Annotated in this window: 16 protein-coding genes and 1 tRNA gene; 3 read left to right on the top strand and 14 right to left on the bottom strand. The window is 34.3% G+C overall.

The genetic code is table 11. The annotated features are described in order from the left end of the window. Positions 1-32 precede the first annotated feature (32 nt). Together ABWU31_RS05350 and ABWU31_RS05345 are read right to left on the bottom strand one after the other, a co-directional pair. Complete coding sequence (locus ABWU31_RS05350) at positions 33-527, bottom strand: RDD family protein (protein ID WP_077188432.1); 495 nt, start codon at positions 525-527, stop codon at positions 33-35. Further along, a complete protein-coding gene (locus ABWU31_RS05345) occupies positions 527-1,165 on the bottom strand; it encodes an HAD family hydrolase (RefSeq protein WP_353271154.1) in 639 nt (212 codons plus the stop codon). Before ABWU31_RS05345 ends, ABWU31_RS05350 begins: the two co-directional genes overlap by 1 nt. A 167-nt stretch (positions 1,166-1,332) precedes the next feature. On the opposite strand from ABWU31_RS05345, the gene ABWU31_RS05340 reads away from it, so the two are divergent. The 3 genes from ABWU31_RS05340 (at position 1,333) to ABWU31_RS05330 (ending at position 4,196) form a co-directional block, all read left to right on the top strand. Beyond that, the gene (locus ABWU31_RS05340) at positions 1,333-2,157 is read left to right on the top strand and encodes a hypothetical protein (RefSeq protein WP_022626161.1); all 825 of its coding nucleotides are present in this window, start codon (positions 1,333-1,335) and stop codon (positions 2,155-2,157) included. A gap of 856 nt (positions 2,158-3,013) precedes the next feature. Continuing rightward, positions 3,014-3,544 carry a phospholipase D family protein gene (locus ABWU31_RS05335; RefSeq protein WP_338482623.1) on the top strand — a complete coding sequence of 177 codons (531 nt, stop codon included), beginning with the start codon at positions 3,014-3,016 and terminating at the stop codon, positions 3,542-3,544. Positions 3,545-3,653: 109 nt separating this feature from the next. Further along, on the top strand, positions 3,654-4,196 hold the full coding sequence (locus tag ABWU31_RS05330) for a hypothetical protein (RefSeq protein WP_006279913.1): 543 nt from the start codon (positions 3,654-3,656) through the stop codon (positions 4,194-4,196). A 338-nt stretch (positions 4,197-4,534) separates the two neighbouring features. Here ABWU31_RS05330 and rnc read toward each other — a convergent pair whose 3' ends face one another. From rnc to ABWU31_RS05265, 12 genes are all read right to left on the bottom strand, one after another. Further along, the gene (gene rnc / locus ABWU31_RS05320) at positions 4,535-5,233 is read right to left on the bottom strand and encodes a ribonuclease III (protein WP_006279914.1); all 699 of its coding nucleotides are present in this window, start codon (positions 5,231-5,233) and stop codon (positions 4,535-4,537) included. 90 nt (positions 5,234-5,323) lie between these two features. Beyond that, positions 5,324-6,391, bottom strand: a complete 1,068-nt coding sequence (locus tag ABWU31_RS05315; protein WP_077188430.1) for a quinone-dependent dihydroorotate dehydrogenase — start codon at positions 6,389-6,391, stop codon at positions 5,324-5,326. Positions 6,392-6,521: 130 nt separating this feature from the next. Beyond that, positions 6,522-6,593: transfer RNA gene (locus ABWU31_RS05310), tRNA-Cys, on the bottom strand. A gap of 5 nt (positions 6,594-6,598) precedes the next feature. Continuing rightward, the gene (locus ABWU31_RS05305) at positions 6,599-7,495 is read right to left on the bottom strand and encodes a class I fructose-bisphosphate aldolase (protein ID WP_038228077.1); all 897 of its coding nucleotides are present in this window, start codon (positions 7,493-7,495) and stop codon (positions 6,599-6,601) included. 64 nt (positions 7,496-7,559) lie between these two features. Continuing rightward, positions 7,560-9,866, bottom strand: a complete 2,307-nt coding sequence (locus ABWU31_RS05300; protein ID WP_236514322.1) for an AAA family ATPase — start codon at positions 9,864-9,866, stop codon at positions 7,560-7,562. Between the two features lie 203 nt (positions 9,867-10,069). After that, positions 10,070-11,296 carry a DEAD/DEAH box helicase gene (locus ABWU31_RS05295; RefSeq protein WP_353271153.1) on the bottom strand — a complete coding sequence of 409 codons (1,227 nt, stop codon included), beginning with the start codon at positions 11,294-11,296 and terminating at the stop codon, positions 10,070-10,072. Positions 11,297-11,331: 35 nt separating this feature from the next. Next, positions 11,332-11,583 carry a cold-shock protein gene (locus ABWU31_RS05290; RefSeq protein WP_006279919.1) on the bottom strand — a complete coding sequence of 84 codons (252 nt, stop codon included), beginning with the start codon at positions 11,581-11,583 and terminating at the stop codon, positions 11,332-11,334. 174 nt (positions 11,584-11,757) lie between these two features. After that, positions 11,758-13,092 carry a TldD/PmbA family protein gene (locus ABWU31_RS05285; protein WP_353271152.1) on the bottom strand — a complete coding sequence of 445 codons (1,335 nt, stop codon included), beginning with the start codon at positions 13,090-13,092 and terminating at the stop codon, positions 11,758-11,760. 18 nt (positions 13,093-13,110) lie between these two features. Next, on the bottom strand, positions 13,111-13,983 hold the full coding sequence (gene atpG / locus ABWU31_RS05280; protein ID WP_010081973.1) for an ATP synthase F1 subunit gamma: 873 nt from the start codon (positions 13,981-13,983) through the stop codon (positions 13,111-13,113). Positions 13,984-14,181: 198 nt separating this feature from the next. Continuing rightward, entirely contained in the window at positions 14,182-15,402 is a 1,221-nt protein-coding gene (locus tag ABWU31_RS05275; RefSeq protein ID WP_006279922.1) for a hypothetical protein, read from the bottom strand. Continuing rightward, positions 15,399-16,130: a hypothetical protein gene (locus ABWU31_RS05270; protein WP_038250643.1), complete on the bottom strand. Its 732-nt coding sequence runs from the start codon at positions 16,128-16,130 to the stop codon at positions 15,399-15,401. The genes ABWU31_RS05275 and ABWU31_RS05270 overlap by 4 nt, the downstream gene beginning before the upstream one ends. Continuing rightward, a complete protein-coding gene (locus ABWU31_RS05265) occupies positions 16,123-17,352 on the bottom strand; it encodes a lipoprotein-releasing ABC transporter permease subunit (protein ID WP_006279924.1) in 1,230 nt (409 codons plus the stop codon). The genes ABWU31_RS05270 and ABWU31_RS05265 overlap by 8 nt, the downstream gene beginning before the upstream one ends. Between the last annotated feature and the right edge of the window lie 118 nt (positions 17,353-17,470).

Genomic DNA, 17,470 nt, shown 5'->3' with positions numbered 1-17,470 from the left:
ATAATTTATATGATAACGATAGTTATAGCAACTCATTTAATAGTTCCTTTGATAACAACCGTATTAAATAGCATGTCGTGGTATGTCTGTTTTTTCTTAGAGAAGCAAGCAACTAGATACCAGCAGAGAGTGAGTAGCACTATAATTACTTTCAATGCACTCAAGACATTCACTAATACTTCCTGATCTCGCAAAAATTCAGTAAGGACAACTACTACACTGTTTAACAAAGGAAGAAAAAACTGGGAGGAGCTTCTGTCAAACGCTAAATTCAAGTCTATTTTAGAATTATCTAAATTGATAGTATACATATTCATTAACTGTTGACCGGGAGTTGCTTGGGCCTTTGAAGATATAAAATATGTGAAGTAACTACAATTTACACACATGTATGATAGATGTAAGATCAACGGAGAATCCTCTAATAGCAGTATAATTAATAAAGTTGGAATTAATAAAATTGCTACATCTATTAAATACGCGCAAAAGCGTCTTGTTATACTGGCAATCTCTGTAACAGCGGTCATTACCTATCTTCTAAATACTTTATTACAAAATCTGTAAGTTTATCAAAATGTTGAAAACATAACAAATCTTCATAACCGCTTATTGATTGACCGTATATAATAGGTAAACAATTGGCATTTTGTGCACACAGAACATCTGTGATGCTATCACCAACGAAAAACACATTTTCTCTATTTATAGGCAACGTACTCTCTTCTAATGCAAATAGCAGTGGGGTTGCAGATGGTTTATCTTCTGTAGTATCGCATGACCCAACCACTCTTTCAAAGTAAGAATCTAGTTTAAAATAGGTAACTTCTTCACGTAAATTAGTATTTTTCTTATTACTTACTATTGCTAGATAAACATTGTGGCTTTTCAGTGTCTGCAACATTTCCTCTACTCCTTGATTCAGAGCAATGTTTTGTAATAGCGCATTATCTAAGTATTGTTGATATATGTGATTTGCTTTTTTCCACTGATCGCCAAACAAATTGACCATATAGCTCTTTCTCGACTCATGGGAATTTCTATCAGCAGCTTTATTACTATACCCCATTGAGTTTATGGTATGCTTAATAGCATTAAAAATGTTATCTTGAGTGTCAACTAAGGTATTATCCCAATCGAATACTACTACTAATGGGCTATCTTTCATTTCTTACATAATTATACATTTTAACTTAATAAGTAAATAGCATTTTAATGAAAAAGATATAAATAGGACGCCCTTGATAAACACTTTTTACCACAAGTTATGTTAACTGTTTTTTATATAATTAGCTAATATACTGATTATATGATATGTTTTAATAGGTAACAGGTATGGCCCAGACATCTAAAGAAAGTGTTGAAAAAAAGTTTAAAGATGTTTTTGAACGTTCTCCAGGTGCTTTTCCAGAAGGTACCTCATTAGAAAAGAAGGTTAATTATATCGCAAAAGGAACAGAGGCTCTAAAAGCTGTGAAAAGTAAGGAGCTTGAGAACAAAATGAAAAACGTTGCAGAATTGAGTCAGAAATTTGAAAGTCAAAAAGGACGTGCAGATGAAAAAGTACGTCAAGATTTTGAAAGAATTGCTGAGCTTGACCAACAATATAAAGGGAAGGGCATCTTCACAAGTGAAAAAGTTGCAGAGCCAAAAAGTGACAAAAAACTCCAAGACACTCCGAGAAAAACTACAACAGCAGTTAAAGACCTTGAACATAATACACAAAAAAAGACTACTGAAGCTTCTGTGCAAACAGCATCAGAGCACGATTCACAAACCGTTAATCCCTCAGTGAGCAAGAGTTCTGTAAAAGAGAAGCTCAACACTGAGCCGGACAAAAAAGATAACACGCCTCAACCACAAGAAAATCAAAAAGAAGAAGGGTTTTTGAGTCTTCTGAAGCGCTTTGTTAAGAAAATATTAGAAAAATTTTTAGGTGAAGGTGAAAAGGATGTAGAGAATGCTCGTGGCATGAAAGAAGATGCTCAAAGAGATACGTCAAATAACGAAGAGCAACAAAAGAGTAAGCAGCTTGATGAAATTTTAAAGGACAAAAGTGTAAGCGAGGGTTTGAAGCAGGCAACAAAGCTTGAGAACCCGGCAATAACGCCTGTTAATACTCCTAAAGTGAATGAAGTAAACACGGGTCGTGAAAGGTGATCCGCTTTCAAGCTTCATTATACCGCCACGAACCGTCATACCGCCGCGGTATCTCATCCGCTAACAAGTAGCGGGATGACGATTGTCAGGGTGTCATCCCAGTGTCCCTATGATGTCATCCCAGTGCCCTGACTACTTGGATCTAGCAAGCTTTGCTTGCAAATAAGTCTAATACGCGTCGCGTTTTATGCCAAAACACAATTGGAGTTACATGCAAAATAGATCCCAGTGTCAGCTACTCGGATGACAAAAAAAGGAGCACTGGGATGACACCATTTGTTGTATTTAACAAAGTTCGTACTTAGCTTCATGTTAGCTATAAACATTAAGAAATTTACCAAGCGAAAAAAAGGCAAAAGAAGCCCCAGCTAATATCTATTTTAGAACATTGGCGTTTTTTAAGTCTTAAACACTGCAATTTAGCTGCTTTTAAATGCAACTCACCTTAGTTTAAATGTTTAAGAAATTTACTAAGCAGAAAAAAAGGCAAAAGAAACCCCGTGTTAGCTAGTTGTCACTCCCTAATCCTGCAAATTGGCGTACTATACTGTCTTAAACGACTTATAAGCGCGTTTCAGCTTGTGTAGGTAAAAACCTAGAAATATTGTGAAGACATAAGGTGCACATAGTGCAAAAAATTAAAAATAAGACGGCAACTACGTTGTTTTCTTGCTGTTTAATCTGCACAGATGAAGATAACTGAATACCTTCAGTTTCATGATAAGGGGGCTGGCGGAGTTTGTCAAGTAAGTTTTTTCGTTTCTAACGGTTGTTGCCAAAAACTATGCAAGAAGTCTATTGACAGGTGATTAAATTATAATGTAGCCTATCGCCGTATATCCGGGGGTGGGTTGTTGTGAGGGTTTTTCACTTTTTATTCTTGTTAATGTGTTTTTCTCTGTATTACTATGCGGGTTTTATATTTTCGCCCTGCCCAAAAGCTACGGTTTGCTTTTCACCTGGAGAAGATTGTGCTGTACCGATAATCAACGTAATAGATCAGTCTAAAAAATCTATCTTAGTTCAAGAATATACATTTACTCTTGGAACAGTTGCAAAATCTTTGATTAATGCTAAAGAACGCGGTGTTGATGTTAAAGTCATCTTAGATAAATCGCAACTCTACTCAAAATATAGTGTTATAAATGAATTATTTTCAGGTGGAGTACCAATTTGGATCGATGATAAGCCAAAGATTGCTCATAATAAGATAATGATTGTTGACAATCAAAAAGTCATCACAGGGTCATTTAACCTTAGTAAGACAGCTAAAAAAGGAAATGCTGAAAATTTATTAATTATTACAGATTATCCTAAATTGATTCAGCAGTATGTGAAAAACTGGGAGGCACGAATGTCACAATCTTACAAATACGCTCCCAACTAATCGAGAGCGCTTGCTCAAAATCAGTTTTAAAAACAGCAAGGGAGAGCTTTTTTGATTGATTGGCATAATGATTATGATATAATGAACTAAAAATTTAAGGAATAAAGTAATGGATTATATAAATGATGCTGCCGGTAGCTACACTGCTATTCATGATTTTTTTCAAAACAACGGTGTTGGAGATTACAAAGTTCAATGCAATTATGGTGGGGTGCCGTATGCTACTGATGAGTACGTGCATTCTGGCGATAAATTTTGGAGTAATAATTTCATAGACTCACATTTTGGCAGGGAAATAAAAATGTATCCTCAAAGTGAACTTTTAGCTAAAGAATATGCTGGAAATACGTTGCCAGTTTCAATATCACTAGATAAGGATTTAATAAAAATGAAGGAATGTCAGAAAAAAACGAAATTTGTGGAACTAGAAAGGGAGTCAGGTGATTTAGTGCATGATAAGCAAAAGTATGTAAAGTGTTACACAACAAAGCTATCATATGATGATGTACATATTTACAATAACGATAAAGTTTCAACATTTAGCATAAAATACGACGTGCCAAATGATCCGAAATACAGTTTAAATATAACATTTACAAAGGTTAATGATAATAAACCAGGATTTTGGCAGAAATTTAAAAATATGTTTTAACGTGACCATTCACTGGTTTTTACTCAATCAACCAACAACAGTTAATATCAAATTTTTATAATTAAAAAATATGCTATTTTTTAAAACTTTCATTCTCCTTGACTCTGTCAACTTCACAAAACAACTCTTGGACCAAATGTATCTGGCATAACACCTTTTGGTAACTTGCTACTTCTTTTTTTCCGCATCTCCGACAACAGCCATTGATATTCCACTACATAAGGCTTGATTTTTGGTAGATCAACTTTTTTATGAATAATACTATGCTTCTCCTTAAATTGACCATTTACCCTAAACGCTATTAGCTTCCTTAAAATTTACATTAATGCCTATTTTGCCTAAACTGAAGCGTCTTTTCCAATTTTTTCTAGCATCAACTCAGCAGCTTTTTGTTCAGCAATCTTTTTACTAGAAGCGCATGCAGAAACTTTACCATAATCTTCTATGCAAACTGATATAGTAAATTCAGGATTGTGCGCTGGTCCAGTTTGTTTTACAAGCTCATACTCTGGTAAAGGCAATTTGTTTTTCTGAGTCCACTCTTGCAGTGAGGTTTTAGGATCTTGAGGGGGGTCAAGCATGCCTTTAGCTAGCTTTTCCCAATATTGGATAATAAATTTTTCAACATTTTCAAGCCCGCCATCAATATAAATTGCACCTATTAGTGCTTCAAGCGAGTTTTCTAAATTTTTTAAGTTACATCTCCCTCCATTGCAGCGTTCACTATTATTCATGATGATAAAGCTGCCTAATTTTATTTCTTTAGCAACATTAGCAATGGTGTTGCCACAAACTAAATCCGTCTTTCTTTTTGCCAATGCTCCTTCTTTTTCTTCAGGAAATAGTTTAAACAGTGTGGCAGATACAACCATATTCAAAACACTATCGCCCAAAAACTCTAGTCTTTCGTAGCTTACAATCTGGTTTTTGCTATTCCTTTTATTTACGCTTGGGTGAGTTAGTGCCTCTTCTAATATTGCATAATTTGTAAATTTATAATCAATGATCTTAGATATTGCATCATTCAAACTCTTCATACCCATTATTTAAAAGAAAAGCACTTTCTACCACCTTTATACCAGAGAATTAGTTTTATTTTATTAAAATAATACCACCAACTTCCAAAATTAATGTATACAACCCACCACCTCACTAATGTTACTAAATCCATCTCTCCTTATTAGTTCTGCAAGTTCTAGATTAATTTTGTTTACAACTTGAGGTCCGTGGTATATGAGAGCAGTGTACAACTGCACCAAAGAAGCTCCTGCCTTTATTTTTTTATATGCATCAGCACCACTTGAGATTCCTCCGCACCCTATCAATAATATTTTGCCCTTAGTAAATTTGTACATATCGCCCAATAACTCGGTTGAAAGTTTAAACAGCGGTTTGCCACTCAACCCACCACTCTCATTATGGTGAGAATGCAGATTATCTCTACTTACCGTAGTGTTGCTTACTGTTAATCCGTCAATCTTATATTCCAACGCAAGCTCAGCGATATTTTCTTTCGTTTGCTGATCTACATCTGGTGAGATTTTTAATATTATTGGTATGGATTTAGAATTATCAATTGATTTTCGGGTTAGAGTTACGGATTTCAACAATTCCGATAATTCTTGCTTATTGTGCAGATTGCGTAAATTAGGCGTGTTTGGGGATGAGATGTTCAGCACTATATAATTGCTCTTTCCATATACTATCTTTATTAAGTCAACATAATCGCTGATTTGGTCCTTTGATGTACTGTTTTTTCCTATGTTGATGCCAAAAATGCAGTCATCAAGCTTGGTTTCATCTATTTGTTTAAGAAAATAGTCTATTCCTTTATTGTTAAATCCCAATCTGTTAATTACCCCTTGATCTTTAATTAACCGAAAAATTCTTGGCTTTTTGTTTCCATATTGTGGATTACGAGTTACAGTACCAGTTTCAATAAACCCAAAACCAAATGAGAGCATAGGCCTTATAACTTCTGCATTCTTGTCAAAACCTGCAGCCAGACCTACGGGGCTTCTGAGCTTATTACCAAAAAAATTCACACTCAAAGATTCTGGTAGCTCTATAGGATTCTTATAAGGTATTTTCTTTAATGCCATAATTGCCAAAGAGTGAGCAACTTCGGGCGGTAGTAAAAATAGTAAATTACGTTTGTAAAACACTTTGCTTATTTTTAGTTTATTTTTTACCATGAAACGCTATAAGAGTATAACCATAACTTGAAAAGAAATTGATTTTACTATGGATAAGCTTTCTCTATAGGTTACACACTTAAAGCTACTGTTGAATTGAGCAACTTTTACAAGATATAGAGAATGAAAGAGGCCGGGACCGGAATTGAACCGGTATAAAAGGATTTGCAGTCCTCCGCATAAGCCATTCTGCCACCCAGCCGTTTTTTATGTGTAGATATCCATTATATCTTTTAGCATAGATAAAGCCTCCTCCCTTTTGCGTTGAAAAGTGTTACGTCCAATGATTGAACCATTACCGCCACCCTGCTTAATTTCTTTCGCTTCATTGTATATGTTATCTACTTCCTTCGATTCACCACCAGAAAAAACTACTATTCTTTTCCCTGCAAAACAAGACCTTTTAACATATTCAATTCTTTTAGATAATGATTCAATATTTTCTGTTTCTATTTTCTCCCTTTCCAAATATTTAGTTGGAAGTTTTACTTTTATTATATTAGCGCCAAGCAAAGCTGCCATGTGCGCAGCATAGGCAATAACATCAACTGCTGTTTCACCTTCTTTGGAAATCCCTTCACCGCGTGGATAAGACCATAGCACTACTGCAAGTCCATAAGATTTGGCTTCAGCTATGATTCCACGGGCTTCCTCCATCATATCGAAACACTTAGCAGAACCAGGATATATAGTAAATCCGACAGCTAAGCATCCCAAACGCAGCGCATCTTTCACAGAAGAGGTTATTGCCTGATCAGAGGTTAGATCCTTTGAATGTAAAGAGTTGGAACTATTAAGTTTCAAAATAAGTGGGAGCATTCCAGCATAAGTTGCAGCACCAGCTTCAATCATACCAAGTGGAGCAGCATATGCACTTACTCCCGAATCAACCGCAAGCTGAAAATGATAATGTGGGTCATAAGCATCAGGGTTAACTTCAAAACTTTTAATTGGACCATGCTCAAATCCTTGATCTACTGGCAGAATCACTAACTTGCCAGTGCCGCCAAGCTTTCCATGCATGAGAATACGAGTAAGATTTGCTTTTACCCCAGGGTTTTCACTTTCGTAGTAGCTTAGGACTTGTTTTACTTTATCACTTATCACTATAATTCAAATTGAATTTAAGTTATAGATTGTAACAAAGATGAAGTTCAATACAAGGATTTTAAACTATATCAAAAGCAATTTTATTTTTTACTTTATTCATATAGATTCTTAATTTCTTTCCTTTTATTAATTTACGATTCAGTATTTCTTCCGCTAAGTAACTTTTTATCTCTTTTTCAATAAGTCTCTCTATCGGACGTGCTCCCATTTCCTTACTATAACCCATTTGTACAAGATAAGATTTCACTTCATCCTCTACTAAGCAGTTTATGCCTTTTTGCGTCAGTTGCTTTTTCAGTTCTAGGATAAATTTATCCACAATATGCAAAATCACATCCGTACTTAAGTCGGAAAAAGAAATAATCGCATCAAGACGATTACGAAATTCAGGGCTAAAAACCTGTTCTATCGCTTTTTCACTATCACCAGTGTTAAATTTTTTATGCCCAAAGCCAACAAAACTTTTGCTGCGTTCAGCTGCTCCTGCATTAGTTGTCATAATTAAGATTATATTGGAAAAGTCAACTTTACGTCCGTAAGTGTCTGTAACACAACCATAATCCATAATTTGTAGCAATATATTATAGATATCGCTATGGGCCTTTTCAATTTCATCAAGCAACACAACACTATATTGATTGTTAGATACAGACTCTGTGAGTAATCCACCCTGATCATAACCTACATATCCAGGAGGAGAACCAATCATCCTTGATATCGTATGAGACTCAATATATTCGGACATATCAAAGCGTATAAGATTCATGCCCATGCTTTCTGCTAATTGTTTTGCTAGCTCGGTTTTACCAACACCGGTTGGCCCTGCAAAAAGATAATTTGCTAAAGGCTTATTGTAATTTCTCAACCCAGATTTAGCAATTTTAATAGAATTAACAAGAGATTCTATTGCCTGCTCTTGGCCAAAAATCACCTTCTCTAGATTAGCTTTTAAAGACTTTACTTTCTGCAAATCATCAGATTCAGATCCGCAAGGCACATTTGTAATTCTAGTAATGGTATTCTTAATATCTCTACTATTTACAATTTTACCCCTGTTTCTTAGCAATTTACAATATGCCCCTGCCTCATCAATAACATCAACCGCTTTATCAGGTAATATTCGCCCAGTAATATACTTATGCGAAAGTTCAGCCGCAGACCTAATGGCATTCTTTGTATAATATACTCCATGATACCCTTCATAGTAGTGCTTTATACCATCTAGTATCTTTATCGTTTCATTAACAGAAGATTCTTTAACATTAATTTTTTGAAACCTTCTCGCTAGTGCTTTATCTTTTTCAAAACTAGCGCTGTATTCTCTATATGTGGTTGCACCTATACAACGCAGTGTACCTCTTGCAAGCGCAGGTTTGAGTAGGTTACCTGCATCAAGAAAGCTACCACTTGTAGAACCTGCTCCAATGATAGTGTGTATTTCGTCAATAAAAAGGATAGCACCTGGTTTTGCCTCAATCGCTTTTATTATAGATTTTATTCTCTCTTCAAAATCACCTCTATAGCGTGTCCCTGCAAGGAGTGACCCTAAATCCAAAGCATAAATTATACTGGACCTGAGCGCACTTGGAACACTGTTTTCAATGATTTTGAGTACCAAACCCTCAACTATTGTGGTTTTGCCAACACCTGGATCTCCAACATATAAAGGGTTGTTTTTTCTACGCCTCAATAATATTTCTATAGTGCGATTTAATTCATAATCACGACCAATAACATAATCTATTTTTTTGCTTCTTGCATAGTCATTTAAATTTTTACAATAACTTTGTAGAATTTCCTCATCTTTTAGTAGCTCACCTTTATTTACTGTAGTAGGAGCATCATTATTTTTATCAAGTTTTACTTTATGATTAGTGGTGTATTCATCTATATCGTTAGAATATTTCATGTTAGATATGTGGTAAATCAAATTGGAATCTTTCGCACTTTGTTTCTGCAATAGATCTTCAACGTATAAATCTTGCCCAGACAAAATTTCTACTAGAACACTTGCTCCATTTATTTCTTTTTTCCCCAAGCTATGAGCCCGTATTATTGCTCTGTGTATTATGCATTGAAACATTGAGCTAGGTTTAACTCCACTGATAATCAATTCAGAACTGCTTTGTAAAAACCCTTTTATATTATTATTATAATCATTAGCCTTAATATTGCATCTTGATAGAATGTTATCCATACTGATGATTTCATCGGCTCTGATATTACATCTTGATAAAACGTAATTTACATCCACGTCTTTAGTTAACGCCAGCAATAAATGTTCTACTTTCGCATATTTAAGATTAAAATTAGAAGCAATGAATAGTGCTCTATTCAAACTTGCCTCTAAGTTTTTGGAAATCATCTCCTATTCTCTTTAAAAGTGGGAACTCATATATAATGAATAGCACACAATTATTAAAAAAATTGAAATCCAGCAGTTCGCTGTAGCCAATTTGAATCCCACTCTGGATCTACGTCATAGCACCGCAATATCTCAGCATAGATTCCGCTAATGAGTAGCGGAATGACGAGTTTTACGCTTATCAAATTGTAGGTAAATCCTATTTAATACGCTTTTTCTAGTACTCTGCTTTTCTTCTTAAATGCATTGATCTTTTTTCTACCGTATTTAGTCTTTAACGTACTTGGCCTTTTAAAGACCTTTTTGCTGTTACGTTTTTTAAATTGCACACTACAATCAAAATTTAGCTCTCCTTCTTTGTCTGCCAGTGCAGGCAGTCTTCTCTTATCTTGAGGTGTAACAAAAGACAGCGCATACCCTTCAGCTCCAGCGCGTGCAGTTCTACCTATACGATGAATATAGTCAGCTTGCGATTGTGGTGCATCATAATTGATAACATGTTGAATGTGGGGAATATCAAGGCCGCGAGAAGCAACATCTGTTGCAACCATGATTTGATTACGGCGACGACGAAAAGAATTAATGACCCTTTCGCGCTTGTGCTGCCTTAAATCACCATGAATTGCTAAAGCGCTATAGTCATCTTTGTGCAATCTGTTAGCTAGCTGATCCGCTCCTCGCTTTGTTTTGACAAAGATAATGATTGATCCTTCGCGCTGACATAGTTGTGTAACAAGCTTTTCATATTTTTCTGATTCTGATGCATAAACAATTTCTTGCTTAATTTTTACAGAAGTTGTAGCCTCACAATCAACAGAAATACGTTCTGGTCGATTAAGGTACTTCTCAGCAAGTTTTACTATATCTCCAGGAAGAGTTGCAGAAAACATAAGAGTTTGCCTTATTTTAGGCAAATGCTTCATAATTTCTTCAATCTGAACTCCAAAGCCCATATCAAACATACGATCCGTTTCATCAAGCACAAGAACGCTAACATTGCGAGTAATCAAAGTTTTACGCTCAATATGGTCTATAATACGACCAGGAGTACCTATTACAATTTGTGGTTTTTTCTGAAGCTGATTTAGCTGCCTAAAAATAGGCTCACCACCAATCAACAAAGCGACCCTTAGTGCAGAATTTTGAGATAAGAGTTTTCTTATCTCATTTGTTACCTGATGCGCAAGCTCTCTGGTTGGCACGATGACTAAAGCTGAACCAGTGTTAGGCTCATTCAGCAACTTAGCAACCAACGGAATAGCAAATGCTAAAGTTTTTCCAGTCCCCGTTTGAGCAGATCCGAGAATATCTTTACCTTGTAGCGCTAAGGGAATCGCTTGTATTTGAATCGGAGTTGGGACGAAAAGATTATTTTTATCTAGAGCTTGTCTAAGCGAAGCTGGGAGACCCATCTCATGAAAATTATTCACAATACGTTAATCCTGTTAAAAGACTTCATAATAGATTAATCTTCCAATCTTAAATTTATTGCAGATTTTTTATCTTCTCCGTTTCTACCGCGCTCCTCTTTAACCTCATAACTCACCCTTTCTCCTTTTATTCCCTTCTCTTTATTCTCTCCTTTAAGTGCCTCAGGTCTTATTCCCGAACGTTCCAATGTGCTAATATGTACAAAAACGTCACCCCCTTTACCTTCTGGCTTGATGAAACCATAGCCTTTTTCGGCATTAAACCATTTTACATTACCAAATTCCATTTAAACAACTCCTAAATTATTAACTAACATTACTAATGTGATGAAAAACTTTGAAATTACGATTGAGAATGCTTTAAGCTTAGCTATTGAAACTAAACCTTTATACTCCATAGTCTATTCTTAACATTACATGACAATAATACACAATTGTTGTACTTGATGCAAATAAATTTTTTAATCGTTAAGCGAACCTGCAACCGTCATTTCGCTAACTTTAATCGTTGGTGAATTAAATTGCCCACAAAAAGTTAGATCATCTGCAACGACTAAATTGCTAAACATATCCTTCAAATTGCTAGCAATGGTAATCTCATGTATTGGATACGTTATTTTTCCATTTTCTATAAAAAATCCGGAAGCGCCTTGGCTGTAATCGCCATTGATTAAATTGACACCAAAACCAAATAAATCAGTTACATATATTCCCTCTTTCACTTCCTGAATTAATTCTTCAAACGATACATCACCATTCTCAATGTAGAGGTTACTAGCTGCAGGAATAACTGCAGCATTACTTGCACGAGTTGCACTTCCGGTTGTTTCTGAGTCTAATTTTCTAGCCGAGTATAAGTCTAAAATCCAATTTTGTAATATTCCGTTTTTTACAAATATATTTTTCTTGCTAGTTATCCCTTCTCCATCAAATGGTCTCGATGCTATGCCTCTTGGCAACAATGGATCATCGATAATATTAATTCTATCGTTAAAAATCTGAGCGTTTAAACTACCCCTCAAGAAAGAACTGTTGCTTATAATACTGCTCCCATTTATAGCAGAAGCAAAACTTTTTACTAGCCCTTTTGCTGCTCTTTTTTCAAAAATAACTGGAAATTTACCAGTTTTCATTGTACGTGAATTCAATTGATCAACTGCTCTTTTTGCTGCTTCTTTTCCCATTAACTCTGGCAACTTTAAATCACTAAAATTACATGCTATATCATAATCGTAACCAACCTTCATTTCACTGTCTCTTCCAGCAACAACAGAGACCTGATTAGCAAAGGTTGATTTACTAAACGAGCCAATAAAACCAGAAACAGTCGATAATACTGTATTCACTAAAGCGTATGAAGAAGAGGCTCCTTCAGAATTAGTGATACTCTTATGTGCAAGGGCTGAATTTTCTGCAGCTTCAGCAATTTCTTTTAGGTTATCAACGGTTACAACATTATTATCTGAGATACTTAAATCTGCAGAAGAGATATAATTACTACCATTTACAGCAAAATTAATGCAAGGATCTTCTGGCGCATTCTTTGCCATTTCTACCACTTGGCTTACTGTATCACTCAGATTATTCAAATCGTTTGTAGAAATATACGCAGCTTTGTTTTTACCTGCTATAGCTCTGATTCCTACAGTGCAATTTTTAGATTGTGATATTTGCTCAATTTTTGATAGACGCTGAGAAACTGAAGTCTTATTAGTTTCATATATTGTAACTTCCGCATCTTGATTTTGCTTTTTTATTAGTTTAGTAATATCTGCTGCAATATTTAATATATTCATTTTCTATTCCTTAGATTTCTATAAAGATTCTGCACCACCTATAACTTCAATTAAATCAGTCGTAATCGCTGCTTGACGAGAACGATTATAAAGCAATGCTAATTTGTTCAGTATCTCTTTAGTGTTTCTGTTTGCTGATTCCATAGCAACCATTCTAGCACTATTCTCACTCGTTGCACTTTCAAGTAAAGCAGAGTAAAGAGCAATTACAACGTAATCTTGAACCAAAGATTTTAAAATAAATTCAATATTTTGTGGTTCATACTCATAGCCGTAATCTGTTGTTGGACCAGCCAGAGAGCTATCAATCAAGGATGAGTCTTTACTCCATGGTTTTATTGTTTCCAACATTGGTTTTTGCGTGAAGGTATTATAGAATTTACTATAAAAAACTTTAACTTTATCGTATTTACTTAAATCTATACCATCAACCAAAGCTTCTACGTGCTTTAACGTGATTCCCTTACTATTTTCAATTTTTAAGATACTTTTAGAGTCAAATCTATTTTTACCTACATCAAAAGCTTTTTTACCAAGAAATACAATATCTACTTTTTTGCCATTTGCGATTGACTTATTTACACGCTCTTGACTAAATTTGACAATAGAAGAGTTAAAGTTGCCGCACAAGCCACGATCAGACGCAATAATGAATACTAGGTAAGAACCGTCGTTACTGACATTTAGAATTTTTGCCAGTAATTCTTGATCAACTGATAGCATTAATGAAAAAATAATGTTATGCAGCTTAGATACATATAATTTTGAATTTAATAACTTCTTTTGGCTTTGTAACAACTTTGCTGCAGAAACCATTTGCATTATTTTCGTGGTTTTCTGTACAGACCTAATATTCTTAATTCTTAAGGATAATTCCTTTAAGCTCTTCATTTTGTATACAACCCTGATTTATTAAAATATATAACTGTTAGTGTCTAAAAGCAAGTTTTTTTGACATTAAAACCAAGTCTAGCTAAGAAACTTGCAGGTTTATTGTTTGGAGATAAGGATTATATTAAGAAAGTGCTCTAACTTCAGCAATATCAATGTGAAAGTAGCCTAATGGTAATTTCTACACTTTGTGGAATTTTATAATATATAATAAACACAATTAAAACTATTACAACTTGAACACTTATGATCCCATTGTTCTAGTTCCCTGTTACAATTTTTACATTTCCAGCCTGGATCAGGTAAAGCTTCTGAGCCCATCTTGTTTAGCCAATAAATTACCTTGTCGTGTTCTTGCAATGTAACCTTGAGTTGTATTACAATAAAGTAGATTGACATGTAATTAGCTTTTTTCATAGCAGTGTCTAAATATTGACTTGCAAGATCATATTTACCTGAACTCATTGAGGACAAAGCAAGTAAACAGTAACTAAAATAATAATCAGGGCGTAAGTTGTATAGTCTTTCAGCACCTTTACTATTTAAATTGATGTACATTTTAGCTGACTGAGGAGTAGGATTTACTGTATACTCTGCCTCTAGCACTGCAGAAGCTTTTCTGATTTTTCCAAGTTTAATATATAATTCTGCCTTTAAATAATTGATGGGCTGAAAAATTGCACTATAACGTTGTGCTCTAAATAAAGACTTTATAGCCTCCTTAAAATTTCCTTTACTTTCATATTGCTTTGCTAAAGCGCAATAAAACACTGCAAACATTTCTTTATGATCAAAGGGGAGAAAAATATTGGACTTAACTGCTTCCTTCAACCTCAAAATTGCATTAATCCAATCTTCTTTCAATATGCCATGCTCTATTTGAAAGGGAATAGATAGCATTTTATCGTTAATTGAACTAGAGCAATATTCTATAAATTTTTGAAAGACTACTTTTTCTTGTTTGAGGTGGACAATCAGCTTATTGGCTAGAAGTAGAGCTAAGTTACGATTTTTATTTGCAATATTTGTTAAACCGTTACTGAAAAAGCTGTAATTTCCCGTCTTACCTGAGTTAAAGAGCTTTATTAAAGACAACCTATCGCTCTCCTCACTCAGACTTTTAACTAGCTTTTGGGCATTCTCTATATTGTCTAAGTCTATGCTAAAGAAAGCTTCAAAGAGAAGCAATTCTTCCCTATCCCTTCTTCTATTTCTTATGTTGGCAAATGTTGATGAAATGGAGGAAAAAAAGCGTACAAGTGTAATTAATAAAAATAATAAAACTACACAAGTAAAAATAATGAAATATAGATCAATACTTATAGTGTAATTGCCTAATTCCAATTTTATTACTTCACCACTTACCTTGACCCATATACCAAATAAAAACGAAAAAGCGAAAATTATAAAATAAATCATGAGATATATTGTAATAAGTGATGATATATTGTTGAAATATTCTTAGAAGCTACAATAAAACCATTCAATTTATTCAGCCATGGCTTGAATTCTGAATGCGTTAAATTGCTTACTGTAACAGTTATATTTTGCCAATCATTATCATTTATTGACTCCTCAATTTCTGCGAATTTTACTCTTAATGGATCATTTCGGTCGTCTACCTTTATCCAGTTTGAAATGATTTTTTTAGACAATGTACTTTTGTTGTAATCGATAGTATCAATAGTTTTTTCAAAAGATAACTTCAATTCGTGTAAGGTATTTATCTCTTTCAAATTTTCTAATTCATCTACTGCATTTTCTATCTCTGGATCGTCAAGCTCTGATATCAAAGGCTTTATTGAATTTATATGGTTATCAAATTTTGCTTCTCGCAATAACGAATTCTTCATTTTAACCACAAGTAATAGCAATTTTGCAAGGTTCTTACATCTTGAGTTATTATCACCTTGCTCACATTGAGTATGCTGACTTCTCTTGAGGTCAAATATCTTTTTTTCTATTCTAGATTGATTAACTTCAAGCAACATTCTAAATTCATCCATGTTTTCCGTTAAAGCTTTCACATTGTTTTCACTCTCTTGCTGATTTATTTTTAAAAAGATTATGTTATTTATTGTGATGTAACCGGTAAATAACAATACAATTAAGAACCAACCTATGTACTTTTGCTGAGTATCATTCATAACGTAGTATCTCCGCAGGATCTTGTGCAGCTGCCTGCAATGCAGGAGCAATTGTCGCTAAAAATGATAAGAATAATGCAAGTGCAGAAATGTTCACTACATCTTGAGGAACTAATATCATTGGCAAACTTGAAAAAAAGTATATCATAGGATCAAACAGCTTGACGTTAGTAATGTTTTCTAAAAACACTCTAATGCTTTCGATATTGAGAGAAAAAACGACACCTATAATACAGCCAAGACAAGTTCCCGTAAAACCGATTAATAGACCACAAGCGCAAAATATACGCATAATGCTTCCACTTGTTGCACCAAATGTACGCATAATTGCAATCGCGGATTTCTTTTCTTGCACTATCATCATTAAATTTGAGATAATATTAAACGCTGCTACAACTATAATCAAAGTGAGAATTAAAAACATCACATTTCTTTCAGTTTTTAAAGCACTAAAATAATGGCTTTGCTGTGATTGCCAACTTTCAGCTTCCATTCCTATTTCTTTTTCTATAGCATCTGCCAGCTTATCAGCTCTAGTAACGTCGTCTACAAGTACTTCTATATTTTTTATGCTATTTTTATAATTAAAAAAGGCTTGTGCTGATTTTAGAGGCATATATATCAAGGTATTATCATACTCAAACATACCCATATCAAATATTGCTATAACTTTATATTTTTTCATTCGCGGCATTTCACCAAGTAATGCATCAAATTCTTCAGATGATATAAACGTAATTTCGTCGCCATAGTCAATGTTCAAAACTTCTGCTAAGCGTGCTCCTATTATTATCCCTTCATCAAATTTTTTTACATCACCTATAATTACATTATTTGTAACGGCAGTACTATCAAGCAAATCTTTAGTTGACACACCTCGCACTACGCTACCTGCAATTTTACCATTTGCTACAATAATAACTTGATCATTGGTCATAGGAGTAGCTTTTAATATACCAGGAATTCTCTCAATAGATTTTGAAACTGCGTAGTAATCTGAATTTATGTTCCTATCAAAATAAACGTTAATATGGCCATCAATGCCAAGTATTGAGTCAAGCAACTTTGCTCTGAATCCGTTCATCACAGACATCACCACTATTAGTGTTGCAACTCCAAGGGCAATGCCGATAATAGAGAACAAAGTCATTATAGAGCAAAATCTGGCATTTCTTGCTCGCAAATAGCAAGCAGCCATAGTAATTTCAAAGGCAATGGACATTACAAAATATTTTGAGGTTAGACATTATATTTTTGAAAGTTCGTATAATTGTAGACTTTTCTTTATTTAAAAACTAGAGATTTTTGCTTCCTTAAATTTAGCAGACTTATAGAGTATC

Source organism: Wolbachia endosymbiont (group A) of Alloplasta piceator, from assembly GCF_964028505.1.
GTDB lineage: Bacteria > Pseudomonadota > Alphaproteobacteria > Rickettsiales > Anaplasmataceae > Wolbachia > Wolbachia pipientis.
This window is presented reverse-complemented; position numbering and strand designations above follow the sequence as displayed.

Coding starts and splice junctions, on each gene's coding strand:
- ABWU31_RS05350 (WP_077188432.1), bottom strand. CDS start 527: ATGACCGCTGTTACAGAGATTGCCAGTATAACAAGACGCTTTTGCGCG.
- ABWU31_RS05345 (WP_353271154.1), bottom strand. CDS start 1,165: ATGAAAGATAGCCCATTAGTAGTAGTATTCGATTGGGATAATACCTTA.
- ABWU31_RS05340 (WP_022626161.1), top strand. CDS start 1,333: ATGGCCCAGACATCTAAAGAAAGTGTTGAAAAAAAGTTTAAAGATGTT.
- ABWU31_RS05330 (WP_006279913.1), top strand. CDS start 3,654: ATGGATTATATAAATGATGCTGCCGGTAGCTACACTGCTATTCATGAT.
- rnc (WP_006279914.1), bottom strand. CDS start 5,233: ATGAAGAGTTTGAATGATGCAATATCTAAGATCATTGATTATAAATTT.
- ABWU31_RS05315 (WP_077188430.1), bottom strand. CDS start 6,391: ATGGTAAAAAATAAACTAAAAATAAGCAAAGTGTTTTACAAACGTAAT.
- ABWU31_RS05300 (WP_236514322.1), bottom strand. CDS start 9,866: ATGATTTCCAAAAACTTAGAGGCAAGTTTGAATAGAGCACTATTCATT.
- ABWU31_RS05290 (WP_006279919.1), bottom strand. CDS start 11,583: ATGGAATTTGGTAATGTAAAATGGTTTAATGCCGAAAAAGGCTATGGT.
- ABWU31_RS05285 (WP_353271152.1), bottom strand. CDS start 13,092: ATGAATATATTAAATATTGCAGCAGATATTACTAAACTAATAAAAAAG.
- atpG (WP_010081973.1), bottom strand. CDS start 13,983: ATGAAGAGCTTAAAGGAATTATCCTTAAGAATTAAGAATATTAGGTCT.
- ABWU31_RS05275 (WP_006279922.1), bottom strand. CDS start 15,402: ATGATTTATTTTATAATTTTCGCTTTTTCGTTTTTATTTGGTATATGG.
- ABWU31_RS05270 (WP_038250643.1), bottom strand. CDS start 16,130: ATGAATGATACTCAGCAAAAGTACATAGGTTGGTTCTTAATTGTATTG.
- ABWU31_RS05265 (WP_006279924.1), bottom strand. CDS start 17,352: ATGTCCATTGCCTTTGAAATTACTATGGCTGCTTGCTATTTGCGAGCA.